General features: G+C 66.1%; 15 protein-coding genes and 1 pseudogene. 2 read left to right on the top strand and 14 right to left on the bottom strand.

All coding sequences use genetic code 11. From position 1 onward, the window contains the following. From AruCF_RS23700 to AruCF_RS23685, 4 genes are all read right to left on the bottom strand, one after another. Window positions 1-900: branched-chain amino acid ABC transporter permease (locus tag AruCF_RS23700; protein ID WP_254431148.1), on the bottom strand; the 900-nt coding region annotated here is incomplete at its 3' end. Further along, window positions 897-1,799, bottom strand: a complete 903-nt coding sequence (locus AruCF_RS23695) for a branched-chain amino acid ABC transporter permease (RefSeq protein WP_049076624.1) — start codon at window positions 1,797-1,799, stop codon at window positions 897-899. The genes AruCF_RS23695 and AruCF_RS23700, both read right to left, overlap by 4 nt. Window positions 1,800-1,921: 122 nt before the next feature. Beyond that, entirely contained in the window at window positions 1,922-3,133 is a 1,212-nt protein-coding gene (locus AruCF_RS23690) for an ABC transporter substrate-binding protein (protein WP_049076622.1), read from the bottom strand. A 92-nt stretch (window positions 3,134-3,225) separates the two neighbouring features. Beyond that, window positions 3,226-4,017, bottom strand: coding sequence for an SDR family NAD(P)-dependent oxidoreductase (locus tag AruCF_RS23685; RefSeq protein WP_049076620.1), 792 nt, complete (start codon window positions 4,015-4,017; stop codon window positions 3,226-3,228). Window positions 4,018-4,243: 226 nt separating this feature from the next. On the opposite strand from AruCF_RS23685, the gene AruCF_RS23680 reads away from it, so the two are divergent. Continuing rightward, on the top strand, window positions 4,244-4,900 hold the full coding sequence (locus AruCF_RS23680; RefSeq protein ID WP_230846684.1) for a GntR family transcriptional regulator: 657 nt from the start codon (window positions 4,244-4,246) through the stop codon (window positions 4,898-4,900). A gap of 344 nt (window positions 4,901-5,244) precedes the next feature. On the opposite strand, the pseudogene AruCF_RS29295 reads toward AruCF_RS23680, so the two are convergent. From AruCF_RS29295 to AruCF_RS23660, 4 genes and pseudogenes are all read right to left on the bottom strand, one after another. Continuing rightward, a pseudogene (locus tag AruCF_RS29295) lies at window positions 5,245-6,141 on the bottom strand (IS3 family transposase); the annotation flags it as partial. After that, a complete protein-coding gene (locus AruCF_RS30145) occupies window positions 6,078-6,611 on the bottom strand; it encodes a helix-turn-helix domain-containing protein (RefSeq protein ID WP_049076618.1) in 534 nt (177 codons plus the stop codon). The pseudogene AruCF_RS29295 and the gene AruCF_RS30145, both read right to left, overlap by 64 nt. A gap of 258 nt (window positions 6,612-6,869) precedes the next feature. Continuing rightward, window positions 6,870-7,520, bottom strand: a complete 651-nt coding sequence (locus AruCF_RS23665) for a carbonic anhydrase (RefSeq protein WP_049076615.1) — start codon at window positions 7,518-7,520, stop codon at window positions 6,870-6,872. Between the two features lie 313 nt (window positions 7,521-7,833). Continuing rightward, on the bottom strand, window positions 7,834-8,169 hold the full coding sequence (locus AruCF_RS23660; RefSeq protein ID WP_049076613.1) for an FxLYD domain-containing protein: 336 nt from the start codon (window positions 8,167-8,169) through the stop codon (window positions 7,834-7,836). A 467-nt stretch (window positions 8,170-8,636) separates the two neighbouring features. On the opposite strand from AruCF_RS23660, the gene AruCF_RS23655 reads away from it, so the two are divergent. Then, on the top strand, window positions 8,637-9,008 hold the full coding sequence (locus AruCF_RS23655; RefSeq protein WP_049076604.1) for a PsiF family protein: 372 nt from the start codon (window positions 8,637-8,639) through the stop codon (window positions 9,006-9,008). Window positions 9,009-9,190: 182 nt separating this feature from the next. On the opposite strand, the gene AruCF_RS23650 is transcribed toward AruCF_RS23655, so the two are convergent. The 6 genes from AruCF_RS23650 to AruCF_RS23625 are packed head-to-tail and all read right to left on the bottom strand — an operon-like array spanning window position 9,191 to window position 13,038. Next, window positions 9,191-10,231 (bottom strand): cyclase family protein, encoded by a 1,041-nt coding sequence (locus AruCF_RS23650; protein ID WP_049076602.1) that lies wholly within the window; start codon window positions 10,229-10,231, stop codon window positions 9,191-9,193. 3 nt (window positions 10,232-10,234) lie between these two features. Further along, window positions 10,235-11,014 (bottom strand): 3-oxoadipate enol-lactonase, encoded by a 780-nt coding sequence (gene pcaD / locus AruCF_RS23645; RefSeq protein ID WP_049076601.1) that lies wholly within the window; start codon window positions 11,012-11,014, stop codon window positions 10,235-10,237. A 54-nt stretch (window positions 11,015-11,068) separates the two neighbouring features. Further along, the gene (locus AruCF_RS23640; protein WP_006390035.1) at window positions 11,069-11,365 is read right to left on the bottom strand and encodes a YciI family protein; all 297 of its coding nucleotides are present in this window, start codon (window positions 11,363-11,365) and stop codon (window positions 11,069-11,071) included. A 12-nt stretch (window positions 11,366-11,377) separates the two neighbouring features. After that, the gene (gene catC / locus AruCF_RS23635; protein WP_020926098.1) at window positions 11,378-11,653 is read right to left on the bottom strand and encodes a muconolactone Delta-isomerase; all 276 of its coding nucleotides are present in this window, start codon (window positions 11,651-11,653) and stop codon (window positions 11,378-11,380) included. 54 nt (window positions 11,654-11,707) lie between these two features. Further along, a complete protein-coding gene (locus AruCF_RS23630) occupies window positions 11,708-12,352 on the bottom strand; it encodes a 3-oxoacid CoA-transferase subunit B (RefSeq protein WP_049076598.1) in 645 nt (214 codons plus the stop codon). Further along, complete coding sequence (locus AruCF_RS23625; RefSeq protein ID WP_024070578.1) at window positions 12,349-13,038, bottom strand: 3-oxoacid CoA-transferase subunit A; 690 nt, start codon at window positions 13,036-13,038, stop codon at window positions 12,349-12,351. The genes AruCF_RS23630 and AruCF_RS23625 overlap by 4 nt, the downstream gene beginning before the upstream one ends. Between the last annotated feature and the right edge of the window lie 61 nt (window positions 13,039-13,099).

Raw genomic sequence — 13,099 nt, 5'->3', positions numbered from 1 at the left:
GGCGAACAGGCCCTTGGGCGCGAACATCATGAAGCCCATCAGGATCACGCCGTAGATGATTTCCTGGAACGACAGCGCCTGGCGCAGCAGCTCCGAGATCAGGCCGAAGCCGATGGCGCCGGCGATGGCGCCGCGCACCGAGCCGATGCCGCCTACCACCACCATGGTGAGGATCAGGATGGTGGTCTGGAAGCCCAGGCTTTCCGGGTGGATGAACGAGGCGAAGGTGGTGTACATGCCGCCGGCGATGCCGGCGTAGGCGGCCGACAGCGTGAAGGCGGCGCGCTTGATGGCGTTGACGTTCACCCCCATGGCCTGCGCCGCCACGTCGCTCTCGCGCACGGCGCGAAAAGCCGAGCCCAGCTGCGAGCGCGACAGGGCCACGGTGATCCACAGCAGCAGCGCGGCGATCGCGACCACGAACGGATAGGCCTTGATGTCGGTCACCAGTTCATAGCCGAACAGCGTGGCCGGCGAAATGCGGAAGCCGTTCGAGCCATTGGTCACCGACTGCCAGTTCAGGAACACCCACTGCATCGCCTCGCCGAAGGCAAAGGTCGACAGCGCCAGGTAGATATCGCGCATGCGCAGCGCCAGGGCGCCGATGATGTAGCCCAGCAGCGCGGCCAGCAGCCCGCCCGCCAGGATCGAGAGGAAGAAGGGCGGATGCCAGAGGTTGTTGATCAGCCCCGCCGTATAGATGCCGACGCCATAGAACGCGGCGTGCGACAGGGCGAACTGCCCGGTCTCGCCGATGACGATGTGCAGGCCCAGGGCCAGTACCACGAACACCATCAGCAGGTTGACGACGTAGATCACATAGCCGCTGGCCATGAACGGCAGGGCCGCCAGCGCCACGGCCATCAGCGCCAGCAGGGCGCGGTCGGTCTTGGATTTCATACTTTTTTCACCTGCAGTTTGCCGCCCAGCAGGCCTTGCGGACGCAGCAGCAGCACCACCATGATGGCGACGAAGGGCGCCACCACGATGGCGTTGGTCGAAATGAACAGGCCCACCAGGTTCTCGGCCACGCCGATCACGAAGCCGCCGACCACCGCGCCGGGCAGGCTGGTGATGCCGCCGACGATGGCGGCCGCGTAGGCCAGGATGGCGATGTGGCCGATGTCCGGCGTGATCAGGATCTTGGGCGTGATGAGCAGCGCGGCCACGGCCGAGATCAGCCCGGACAGCGCCCACACCATCATGCGGATGCGCGTCAGGTTCACGCCCACCAGGCGCGCGGCCTTGGGGTTCATGCCGACGGCGCGCATGGCTTTGCCGACACGCGTATAGGTGAACATCCCGTACAGCAGCAGCATCACGCCCACGGCGACGGCGAAGATCACCAGGTCCAGTTGCGTCAGCACGGCGTCGCCGATGAGGATGGCGTCGGTCGGAGCCAGCGGCGGCAGCGAGCGCGGCGTGTCGCCCAGCCCGCTCTGGCGCACCAGCCCTTTAAGGGCGTAGGCCAGGCCCAGCGTGGCGATCACCATCTGCACGCCCACGCCCTTGGAGGCGATGACGCGCTCCATGACGACGCGCTGGAACAGGCCGGAGACCACGGCCACCACGGCCAGCGTCACCGGAATGACCGCCAGGTAGGGCCAGCCCATCACCAGGGTCAGGAACAGGGCGATGTAGCCCCCGACCATGAAGATCTCGCCCTGGGCGAAATTGGGCACATCCGTGGTCTTGAAAATGATGACAACGGCGACCGCCAGCAGCGCGTACACGCTGCCCGTCACCAGTCCCGACAGCACCCCCTGCTGCAGGAACAACCAGATATCGGCAAAGCTCATGATGGTCTCCGGCGGTCCGCGCGGCGCTGCGCCGCGGCGCGGACTGGGTGCGCTGTCCCGCGGATACGCCCGCACGTCATGCGCACGTATCTACGGGACAGCACACTGGCCTGTGTCGGCGGTTACGGTTGGTACTGCCAGACGCTCTTGAAGGCGCCCGGCACGAGCGACATGTTGGTGCCGTCGAACTTGATGTAGATGGCCGATTCCTGCGCGGCGCGGTCGTTCGGGCCGAACTCGATCGGGCCGGCCATGACGCCGGAATCGAACTTCATGGTCTCCAGCGCGGCCAGCACCTTCTCGCGGGTGGGCTGCGGGCCGGCGGCCTTGAGCGCATTGACCACCGCCATCGCCGGCGGCAGGCCGTAGGGCATGTAGGTCTGCGGGTGGCCGGGCTTGGCGGCCAGGTCCGGATAGGCCTGCTTGTACATGTCGTAGACCCAGGTCAGCTTGGGCCCGCCGGGCATGTCGCTCAGCACTTCCTGGATGTAGACATTCTTGAAGGCGTCCTTGTTGCCGACGTTCTCCACCAGCTGCTTCAGGTCGGCGGTGCCGTTGACGGCCAGCACGATGGGCTTGTTCCAGCCCAGTTCCTGCGCCTTCTTGATGATCAGCGCGGCGGGGCGGGCATACGTCGTCAACAGCAGCACGTCCGGGTTGGCGGCGCGGATCTTGAGCATCGGCGCGGTGACGTCGGTGATGTTGGGATTGACCGATTGCACCTGCAGGTTCACGTTGCCCAACTGCTTGGCCTGGGCCTGCGCGGCTTCCAGGTTCCAGCCGCCGTAGGCGTCGTCGTGGTTGATGTAGCCGATCTTGGCGGCCTTCAGGTGCTCGTTGGCGAACTGCACCATCGAGCCGCCCACGGCGTGCTGCGAGATCGAGAACGCGCCGTAGATGTATTTGGACGGCGGATACAGCGCGCCGTCGCCCGAGGCGTTGAGCATGACCAGCGGCACCTTCTCGCGCTCGACGTACTCGCGCGCGGCCACCACGGCGGCCGAGCACGAGCCGCCGTTCAGCAGGAACACCTTGTCCTGCTCGGTCAGCTTCTTGACCGCCGCCACCAGGTCGTTGGCGTTGCAGCGGTCGTCCTCGATCACCAGTTCGATCTGGCGGCCGTTGACGCCGCCTTCCTTGTTGACCTTGGCGTACCACATCTTGGCGGCGTTCAGCACGTCGAAACCGTAGGCCATGCCGCTGCCCGAGAGGGGCGCGAACAGGCCAATGCGGATGGTCTTGTCGGTGATGCCGGGTTCCTGCTGGGCCTGGGCGGAGGCGCCCAGGGCAAGGGCGCATAGCGCGGCGGCCGCGTGGCGGCGAAGGGGCTTCATGGTTTGTCTCCCGTTTTTTGAGTGCGCGCCTTTATCCATGGCGCGTTGCTGCGTGGCGGCTAGGCCGCCGGATTGGGTTCACTGCACAGTGTTCATTGCATGCGGTAGCCGCCGTTCACGTCGATGACGCTGCCGGTGATGTAGCCCGCTTCTTCCGAGGCCAGGAAACGCACGGCCGCGGCGACGTCGTCCACCGTGCCGATGCGGCCCAGCGGAATCGCCTGCGCCGCGGCGGCCAGCGCACCGCTGCTGGTGACGGTGCTGCGCAGCATGTCGGTGTCGATCAGCCCCGGCGCGATGCCGTTGACGGTGATGCCCAGGTGCGCGGACTCGCGCGCCATGGCCTTGGTCAGGCCCAGCACGGCGGATTTGGCGGCGATGTACGAGGCGCTGGAGCGATAGCCGCCCAACTGCGCGGCGACCGAGGTGAAGGTGACGATGCGGCCATGCTGGAGCGGCGCGGCTTCGCGCCGGCGCAGGTAGGCGCGGCCGCACAGGAACACGCCGCGCGCGTTGACGGCGAAGCTGCGTTCCCAGATGTCGAGCGTGGTGTCCTTGATCAGCGGGCGTTCGCCGTTGGCCTGGAACAGCAGCAGGCCGGCGGCGCTGACCAGCACGGCGATGGGGCCGTGAGTCTTTTCGATCTGGTCGAACGCCGTTTCGACGGCGCTTTCGTCGCTGACGTCGAAGGCATGGGCGCTGTGCGGCGCGCCGAGTTCGTCGGCCACGCGACGGGCGCGCTGGGCGTCCACGTCCGACACCACCACGCGGTAGCCGGCGCGGGCCAGCTCCTGGCAGATGGTGGCGCCGATGCCGCCGCCGCCGCCGGTGACGAGCGCGAGCCGCGGGGCCGGGCCCGCGGCCGGCGTGGATACATTGGACATGCTGTCTCCTGTTGCGCGGATTCGCCCGCCTTGGAGGAAGCGTCCGCTGATCTGAATTTTTGGCGATTATGTATACATGATGGGGTGGCAGGTATAGGGGGTTTCCCGTATTTGTCGAGGAACCTTGACTGTTCTCATTGGTGAAAGCCCTAGCGCGGTGGTAAGTGGCGGTGTCGCATGTATTCTTCATGTATACAATGCGGGCATGGATACGCTATCTCAACACGTGACCGATACGCTGCGGGACTGGGTGCTGCATGGCAAGTTCAGCCCCGGGGCCCGCCTGGAGGAAATCCCGCTGGCCGAGAAACTGGGGGTGTCGCGCACGCCGGTGCGGGCGGCCCTGGCGACGCTGGGCAACGAGGGGTTGCTGGAGCACCTGCCCAAGCGCGGCTACACCGTGCGGGCCTATGACCTGGCCGAGATCGTGGCGGCTTACGAGGTGCGCGCGGCGCTCGAAGGCCTGGCCTGTCGGCAGGCGGCGCTGCGCGGTTTATCGAATGACGCGGTGGCGGTGCTGAAGAACTGCCTGGACGAAGGCGATCGCATTCTCGGCAAGGGCGTGCTGCTGGCGGAGGATCATCTGCCGTACCAGCAGGTCAACATCACCTTGCACAACGGGATCCTGGAGGCGGCGGGCAATCCGTGGGTGAAGCGGTTCGCGACGCAGGCGCAGGCGATTCCGTATGCGTCGGATCGGATCATCCTGTGGGAGGACCATGGGATCATTCTGCGGTCGCATGATGATCATCATCGGATCGTGAATGCCATTATTGCGCGGGATGGGGCGCGGGCCGAGGATCTGATGCGGGAGCATGTCTACTATGCGGGGATCATTCTTAAGAATAATTATGAGAGGTTGGCGCAGGCCTATCGGGTTTGAGGGGATTGCTGGCGTTGTTGTTGGGTTCTTTAGGCGCGGGTGACGGGGCAGGCGGGGGATGGCGGGGCTACGATTGCGGTCCGGAGCGTTCGCTCCGGACTACCCCTTCCTCATCTTCGTCCAGGCCTTCGGCCTTCCCTTCAGATTCCGTCGGGCGCATCTACACGCCCCGCCATCCCCCGCCTGCCCCGGCTCCCGCTTTTGATGAGACTTAACGGCCGGGCTTTGGGGCGAGTCGTGTGCTTGGCGTTTTTGCCAGCGATCGGGGGTAGGGGAAGGTCTTGCGGGGTCGCCAAAGGCGGCCGCGCTGAACTGACCCCCAGAAGTTGGACGGTCAGAAGAAGCTAAAGCCCGAAGGCCTGAGCTCGGTATTGCACCGGGCTCAGGCCTTTTAGCTTGAGCTTGATGCGGTGATGATTGTAGTAACGGATGTACTGCCGGATGCCGGCCTGCAACTGCTCGACGCTCTCGAAGCGGTTCAGGTGGAAGAACTCGGCCTTGAGCGTGCCGAAGAAGCTTTCCATGGCGGCATTGTCCAGGCAGTTGCCCTTGCGTGACATGCTCTGCGTCACAGACCGGGCAGCAAGCATCCGCCTGTACATAGGCTGCTGGTATTGCCAACCCTGGTCAGAGTGCAGGACGGGGTGCTCGGTCGGCCGCAGCCGCGCCAGCGCCTTTTTCAGCATGCTGCCCACGAGCTCGAACACCGGCCGGCGGCTGGTTTCATAGGCCACGATCTCGCCGTTATACAGGTCCATCACCGGCGACAGGTACAGCTTTTGGCCATGCACGTTGAACTCGGTCACGTCGGTGACCCACTTCTCGTTCGGACATGCCGCCTCGAAGCCGCGCGCTAGCACGTTGCCCGCCACGTGATGCGGCTGCCCCCGATACGAGCGGTACTTCTTGGTGCGCACGAGCGACTTCAAGCCCAGCACCTGCATCAGTTTTTGTACCGTCTTGTGGTTCACGGACTGCCCCGCTTGGCGTAACACGGCTGTGATGCGCCGGTAGCCGTACCGGCCCTTGTGGCTTGTGTAGACAGCACGGATCCTGCCTTTGATCTCAGCATACTTGTCGGTAGTTTGGGCCGCTTTGACCTGGTAGTAGTAAGTGCTGCGCGCCAGACTGGCCGCCTTGAGCAAGGCCGCCAGCGGATGGTGCTGCCTCAACCCAGTCACGGCTTGCGCTTTTTCTGCGCAGCCGCACGCCGCTTTTCCTGGATCAAGGCATCGAGTTTTTTTAAGTACGCGACCTCGGCGCGTAACTCGATCAACTCCTGGTTCTGCCTGGCGATGATCTGCTTGTCGTCCAGTTCGGTGCGAGGAACGTCAGGCTTGGCTGGCTTGGTGCTCATGGTCTTGGGGCGACCCTCACGAAGAGGCCGCAGTGCGTCGATACCTCCAGCATGATACTGGCGCGCCCATTTGCCAATATGCGATGCGCAGCGAATGTCGAACGCCACCGCTGTCTGGGCTTCAGACCACTGTTCGCGCCACATGCGCTTGAGCACCTTCAGCTTGAACGCCGCGTCATAGCTGGCACTCTTGCGCCGCAGTCCAGATGTACCGTGCGCCTGGTAACGGGTCACCCACCGCCTCACCGTTGCGTGATCAAGCCCATGACGGGCGGCAATCGCCTTGCTGCCCCCAGAGCCTGACTCATACTGCCTGACTACCTTGAGCTTGAAGCTCTGATCGTACTTCGCCATGTAAAAACCCCCGAAGGTTGGATCTACGTCCAACTTTCGGGGGTCAGTTCACGCGGGCGGCCTTCTTTGGCGTTTGGGTGTCTGGCGTCGGGGGGATGACGCTGCGCGCTGGTGATGGCGTTGCGCTGGCCGGGTGATGTTGCGGCTGCGCAGTGACGGTTTGGCGTGCCAGCCGCGTTTGCTTGGCGCGGATGCGCCTGCGCTATTTGCCTGTGGCGGTATGCACGCGGCGGCCGAGCCGCCGCGTTCGCGGAGCGATCAGCCGGGCAGGCCGGTTTCCAGGCAGGGACTGAATTCGCCGGTGGCGGGGTCGCGCAGGAACAGGACGCCGGTGGCGACGCCGAAGTAGGTGCCGTGCAGCTCCAGGTCGCCGCTTTCGACGCGGCGGCGGATGGAGGGGAAGGTCATCAGGTTGTTCAGGCTGTGGCCGATGACGGCGAGTTCGAGGCGCTTGAGGTTGGCGGCGCGGTCGTCGCCGCCGGGGCCGAGTTCTTCGGCGACGGGCGCGATCTGGGACATCCACTTGCCGATGAAGTCGCCCTTGGTGAGCGGCTTGGCGTCGTCGAAGAAGGCGCGGATGCCGCCGCAGGAGGCGTGGCCGAGGACGACGATGTGTTTGACGTTCAGGCCGTTGACGGCGAACTCGATCGCGGCGCTGGTGCCGTGGTACGAGGACTCGGAATCGGGATCACAGGGCGGGACCAGGTTGGCGACGTTGCGCACGACGAACATTTCGCCGGGGCCGGCGTCGAAGATCGCTTCGGGCGAGACGCGCGAGTCGCAACAGCCGATGATCAGGATTTCCGGGCTTTGCCCAGTTTCGGCCAGCTTTTCGTAGCGGCTGCGTTCGGAATGGAAACGGCCGGCGAGAAAGGACTGATAGCCTTCGGTGAGTCTTTTGGGAAACATGATCTTTTCACTTCCTTGGTAACGAGGCCGGGCATGCCGGCGTGCCGGCAGACGCAACAAGGGGCTTCGTGTGGAAGCCCCTTTTGTCGAGTCGGCTGCGGAATTTTCCCACAATTGGCCTGACGCCGGCTTGACTAAACCCTATCCAGATAAGGGTTTTTTTGCCGGAGCAATCCGTTGGGCAAGTAAGCGCAGCGTGGAAAGCGCACGTCCGTCGCGCAAGAAAAGCCGTCCGGCCGCCCGGCCGCCCGAAGGCCGGACAGCCCCCTCGGGGGGCAGCAAGCGCGCAGCGCGCAGCGTGGGGGCCAACCATTCATCGGGCGCGGATGTCCAGGGCGGTGACCTTGGCGAATCGGAGCGGCGTGATGGCGCGGATGGTCTTGATCTGGCCCGGCGCCAGGGGGCCGATGTCGTCATCGCGCACCCGGCCGATCTCGCGGCCCTGGTCATCGTAGAGGACGAAAGTCAGCATCACGTAGTTGACGGCGCGGCTGGACTGGTTGGCGAGCAAACCGGTGATGGTGGACTGGTTTTCGTTGGTGTCGCGGACGGCCTGGATATTGCCGAGCGTGACGCCGTACAGGCTTTGCGCGTTGGCGGCGCCGGTCAGGCCGGCCAGCAATGCGAGGATGGCGAGGGCGGATTTCATGGCGGTCTCCTGTTGCCCGGCTGCCGGGGCGTCCCGGTCGCTGTCTTTGGCGTCGCGTGTCGGGGCATGCGTCTATCTCACACCTTTCCCGACCCGGGCACAACGGCCCAAAGGGATGAATGGGTAACAGGTTGCTGGGGATAGCCGCAGATTCCGCCGTGGATGCCACAAGTGCATCGGAATGTCTCCAACTTGCGGGCGTTTCAGGCGATTTGGGCGGAATCTCGGCGCGGCGGCGCGAGGGGCGGCACGCGGTTTTCGGTGGAAAAATGGCCGTCGCCGGAACGGTCTGGCACCACCTTTCTGTAAGCTGAATGATCGCGGCGGCGTTAGCATTTGTTGTCCTTTCGACGCTTGCGAAGCATGCGGCTTTGTCCGATGATGACCACGCCGGCAACTTGGCCGGCGGATCTTGCGGCCCGGGCGCGCGCCAGGATGGCGCCGGCGGGCGATCAAGGGAGGAACTCATGCTTTCTCGTACTAGCCAATTGGCTTCGGCCATCGTGTTGTCCGCCTGTTTCCTGGGCGCCGTCCACGCCCAGACGCCGGCCGCCGCGCCCGCACCCGCCAAGACCCCCGCGCCCGCCGCCACGCCGGCAGCCAAGACGCCGACCCCGCAGCAGCAGCGCATGGCCGATTGCAACAAGTCGGCCGAAGGCAAGAAGGGCGATGATCGCAAGACGTACATGAGCGCCTGCCTTAAGGGCGAGGCGCCGCCGCCCGCCAAGCAGTTGACGCCGCAGCAGCAGAAGATGAAGGACTGCAACGCCAAGGCCGGCGAACAGAAGCTGACTGGCGACAAGCGCAAGACCTTCATGAGCACCTGCCTGAAAGGCTGAACGCGGCGTTGATTCCGCGCAAGTGAAAAGCGCCGGCCGTTGAACGGACCGGCGCTTTTTTCTGCGCGTCGCAAGCAGGACGTGATCGGTTGCCGTGGGCCAGGATCGCGGCACGGTCGTGGACGGCCCTGCCTGCCAGGCGGGCCTCCCGGCCGCGCCCGGCGCGACCCGAGGCGCGTCGCCTACACCGTCGCGATCGGCGTGACCGGCGAGCCGATCGCGTGCGGCAGGCGCAGCGGCGGGGCGGTCAGCATGAAGCGGTGGCGGCCGTTGGCATGCAGCCAGTCGGCCAGATCCTTCAGGTACCACAGCTCGGCCAGCGGCAGGCCCAGCTTGAACAGGCAGTGATGGTGCAGCGGCAGCATGGCGCGCGGGCCGGTTTTCTCGCGCGCGGGATAGGCTTCCACGGCGTAGTTGTCGGCGCAGATGGCGGCGATGCCGCTGTCGGTGATCCACTGCAGCAGCGCGGCGTCGGTGCCGTCGAGCGCGGCGCCGTAGGTGTGCAGCACTTCGGCGTCGGGCTTGCCGGCCATGGCGACCACGGCTTCGGCGTAGCCGGTGCGCAGCACCAGCATGTCGCCGGGCTCGATCTCGATGCCGTCCGTTTTCAGCACGTGCTGGATCTCGGCGTGGCCGACCAGGGTGCGGCCGGGGCCGTAGTGGCGCGCCAGGTCCAGCAGCACGCCGCGGCCCTGCATGCCTTTCTGCGCCAGGTTCTCGACGCCGAGCTTCAGCGCGGCCGAGGGGCCGCCGCTGTTGCAGCCGCAGCCGGTGTGGTCGCCGTCAGCCGGGCCGACGACGTCGACGCCGGCCTGGTAGCCGTTGTAGTAGCGCAGCTCGGGCTTGCCGTCGCCGTCGGCGTCGAACAGCGCGCCGACGTGCGCCAGCGCGTCCCATTGCGTCGAGTACTGCATCGACAGCAGCACCTGGTCGTCGCTCAGCACGTCGACCGCGTCCGGGTTGACGTTGCGCAGCGGGAAGTTCAGGTAGGGCGTGTCGGCCAGGCGCGTCGGGCTCAGTTGCGGCGGATGGCGCCGCGGGTTGAGCACGTTGCCGCCGGGCAGGTCCAGCGGCAGCGACAGGCAGAAGGTCTTGCCGGCGCGGATTTCACGCGCGCCTTTCAGGACCTGTTCTTCGGTGATGAGATTGAGGCGGCCGAGTTGGTCGTCGGGTCCGAAGTCGCCCCAGTTGGAGCCTTCGGGCCGATGGGTCCAGCGCTGCATGGCTTACTCCGCGAGGAAGTCGACCACCGCGCGGGTGAAGGCTTCCGGTTGTTCCCAGTTGGAGATGTGGGAGGTGTTCAGTTCGAGATAGCGCGCGCCGCTGATGGCGGCGGCCAGTTCCTGGCCCTGCGCGGGCGTGGCGGCCAGGTCGTGGGTGCTGCTGATGACCAGCGTCGGCGCCTTGATGGCCGACACCTGTTCGCGGAAGTCGGCGTCGCGCAGCGCGGCGCAGTTGCCGGAGTAGCCAGCGTCGGGGGTGCGGCGCAGCATATCGACCAGCACCTGCGACAGGCCCGGCTCGGCGGCGCGGTAGCCGTCGGTGAGCCAGCGCTCGACCAGGGTCGGGGCCATCTTTTCCAGCGTCTGTTCGGCCACGGCGGCGATGCGGGCGCTCCAGCCTTCGGCCGAGCCGATGCGCGCGGCGGTATTGCACAGGATCAGCTTGCCGATCAGCTCGGGCCGATTCAGCGCCAGCCACAGGCCGGTGGGGCCGCCCATCGACAGGCCGCAGAAGTGGGCGCGCTCGATGTTCAGGTGCGCCAGCAGCTCGGCGACGTCGTTGCCCAGTTGCGCGAACGTGTATTCGCCGTCGGGGACCGAGGACTTGCCGTGGCCGCGGGTGTCGTAGCGCAGCACGCGGAAGTGCTTGCTCAGCGCGGGAACCTGGCGCGCCCACATGTCGGCGTTGGTGCCCAGCGAATTGGAGAGCACCAGCACCGGCGCGTCGGCGGGGCCATCGATGACGTAGAACAGCCGTGCCTGGCTGAGATCGGCGTAAGACATGCGGTAAATCCTCGGGGAATGAAAGCGCGGCCCCCGGAGGCGGCCGCGTGGCGATTACAGATAGCAGGTGCCGTCGACGTAGGCCTTGCGCCAGCGCGTGATGGTCACGCGCTGGAACAGCTGCGCCTGGGCGAAGGGATCGGCGTCGATGAACTGCTGCGCGGCCTCGCGCGTGTCCAGGTCGACGATGTACAGGCCGCCGCCCAGGTCCTTGCCGTCATCCTGCAGCTTGGCGCCGCAGGCCAGCAGCAGATGCTTGTTGGCGTCCAGGTATTCCAGATGCGCGGCGCGATGCTGCTGGCGCACGGCCTGGTGGTCGGGCTTGTCGAAGGTTTCGATGATGTAGGGCATGGGCGGCTCCGTTCAGATCGCCGAGGGATGGCGCGCCAGCGCCGTCACCTGGATGTCCATGTAGGGGAACAGCGGCAGCGACGACAGCAGCGCGTGCAGTTCGTCGTTGTCCTGCACGTCGAAGATGCTGACGTTGGCGTAGCGGCCGACGACGCGCCACAGGCTCTTCCACTTGCCGTCGCGTTGCAGCTGCTGCGCCAGGGCCTTTTCGTCGGCCTTGAGCTTGTCGGCCTGGGCGGCCGGCATATCGACGGGCAGATTGACCTGCATTTGAACCATGAACAACATGATGGGTGTCTCCAGGAAATCGGCCCCGGCGTTGCCGGGGCGCGGGGGGAATGATCAGTTGGAAAACTTCAGCGGCAGGCCGGTCAGGCGCAGCAGGTCGTCGGCGGTGGTTTCGCCGAACATGTCGATCACCGTGACGCCGTCGGCGCGGATGTCGAACACGGCCACGTCGGTGTACACGCGCGACACGCAGCGCACGCCGGTCAGCGGATAGGTGCAGGCGTCGACCAGCTTGCTCTGGCCTTCGCGGGTCTGCAGTTCCATCATGACGAAGACGTCCTTGGCGCCGATGGCCAGGTCCATCGCGCCGCCCACGGCGGGGATGGCGTCGGGCGCGCCGGTGTGCCAGTTGGCCAGGTCGCCGTGCTGCGACACCTGGAAGGCGCCCAGCACGCAGATGTCCAGGTGGCCGCCGCGCATCATCGCGAACGAGTCGGCGTGATGGAAGAACGAGCAGCCGGGCAGTTCGGTGACGGGCTGCTTGCCGGCGTTGATGAGGTCGTAGTCTTCCTCGCCCTTGGCGGGCGCCGGGCCCATGCCCAGCATGCCGTTCTCGGTGTGCAGGATGACTTCGCGGTCGGCCGGCAGGTGGTTGGCCACCAGCGTAGGCAGGCCGATGCCGAGGTTGACGTAGGCGCCTTCAGGGATGTCCTGGGCGACGCGGGCGGCGATCTGGTCGCGGGTCAGTTTGGTGCTCATTGCTGCTCCTTGGCGGCCTGGGCGGCGTCGATCTGCACGACGCGCTGCACGAAGATGCCGGGGGTGACGACGGTTTCCGGATCGAGGGCGCCCAGTTCGACGACTTCGCGCACCTGCGCCACGGCCACGCGCGCGGCGCTGGCCATGATGGGGCCGAAGTTGCGCGCGGTCTTGCGGTACACCAGGTTGCCCCAGCGGTCGCCGCGCTCGGCCTTGATGAGCGCGTAGTCGGCGTGCAGCGGATATTCCAGCACGTACTGGCGGCCGTTGATCTCGCGGGTTTCCTTGCCGTCGGCCAGCGGGGTGCCGTAGCCGGTGGGCGAGAAGAACGCGCCGATGCCGGCGCCGGCGGCGCGGATGCGCTCGGCCAGGTTGCCCTGGGGCACCAGTTCGAGCTCGATCTTGCCGCTGCGGTACAGGCCGTCGAAGATCTGCGAGTCCACCTGGCGCGGGAACGAGCAGATGATCTTGCGCACGCGGTTGGCGCCCAGCAGGGCGGCCAGGCCGGTGGTGCCGTTGCCGGCGTTGTTGTTGATGATGACCAGGTCCTTGGCGCCTTGCTCGAGCAGGGCGTCGATCAGTTCCATGGGCTGGCCGGCGGTGCCGAAGCCGCCGATCATGACGGTGGCGCCGTCGGGGACGTCGGCGAGGGCGGCCGCCGCGCTTGCAACAAGCTTAGAAATCATGGTGTTCGCTCATAGGTGGCGTGTCATAATTTGTTCTTAATTAGAACTTTCGTTCTTCTGA

Source organism: Achromobacter ruhlandii (assembly GCF_002082135.1).
Taxonomy (GTDB): Bacteria; Pseudomonadota; Gammaproteobacteria; order Burkholderiales; family Burkholderiaceae_B; genus Achromobacter; species Achromobacter ruhlandii.
Note: the sequence above shows the minus strand (reverse complement) of the source record. Positions and strands in the feature narration are given on the sequence as shown.

Coding starts and splice junctions, on each gene's coding strand:
- AruCF_RS23695 (WP_049076624.1), bottom strand. CDS start 1,799: ATGAGCTTTGCCGATATCTGGTTGTTCCTGCAGCAGGGGGTGCTGTCG.
- AruCF_RS23690 (WP_049076622.1), bottom strand. CDS start 3,133: ATGAAGCCCCTTCGCCGCCACGCGGCCGCCGCGCTATGCGCCCTTGCC.
- AruCF_RS23685 (WP_049076620.1), bottom strand. CDS start 4,017: ATGTCCAATGTATCCACGCCGGCCGCGGGCCCGGCCCCGCGGCTCGCG.
- AruCF_RS30145 (WP_049076618.1), bottom strand. CDS start 6,611: ATGGCGAAGTACGATCAGAGCTTCAAGCTCAAGGTAGTCAGGCAGTAT.
- AruCF_RS23665 (WP_049076615.1), bottom strand. CDS start 7,520: ATGTTTCCCAAAAGACTCACCGAAGGCTATCAGTCCTTTCTCGCCGGC.
- AruCF_RS23660 (WP_049076613.1), bottom strand. CDS start 8,169: ATGAAATCCGCCCTCGCCATCCTCGCATTGCTGGCCGGCCTGACCGGC.
- AruCF_RS23655 (WP_049076604.1), top strand. CDS start 8,637: ATGCTTTCTCGTACTAGCCAATTGGCTTCGGCCATCGTGTTGTCCGCC.
- AruCF_RS23650 (WP_049076602.1), bottom strand. CDS start 10,231: ATGCAGCGCTGGACCCATCGGCCCGAAGGCTCCAACTGGGGCGACTTC.
- pcaD (WP_049076601.1), bottom strand. CDS start 11,014: ATGTCTTACGCCGATCTCAGCCAGGCACGGCTGTTCTACGTCATCGAT.
- AruCF_RS23640 (WP_006390035.1), bottom strand. CDS start 11,365: ATGCCCTACATCATCGAAACCTTCGACAAGCCCGACCACCAGGCCGTG.
- catC (WP_020926098.1), bottom strand. CDS start 11,653: ATGTTGTTCATGGTTCAAATGCAGGTCAATCTGCCCGTCGATATGCCG.
- AruCF_RS23630 (WP_049076598.1), bottom strand. CDS start 12,352: ATGAGCACCAAACTGACCCGCGACCAGATCGCCGCCCGCGTCGCCCAG.
- AruCF_RS23625 (WP_024070578.1), bottom strand. CDS start 13,038: ATGATTTCTAAGCTTGTTGCAAGCGCGGCGGCCGCCCTCGCCGACGTC.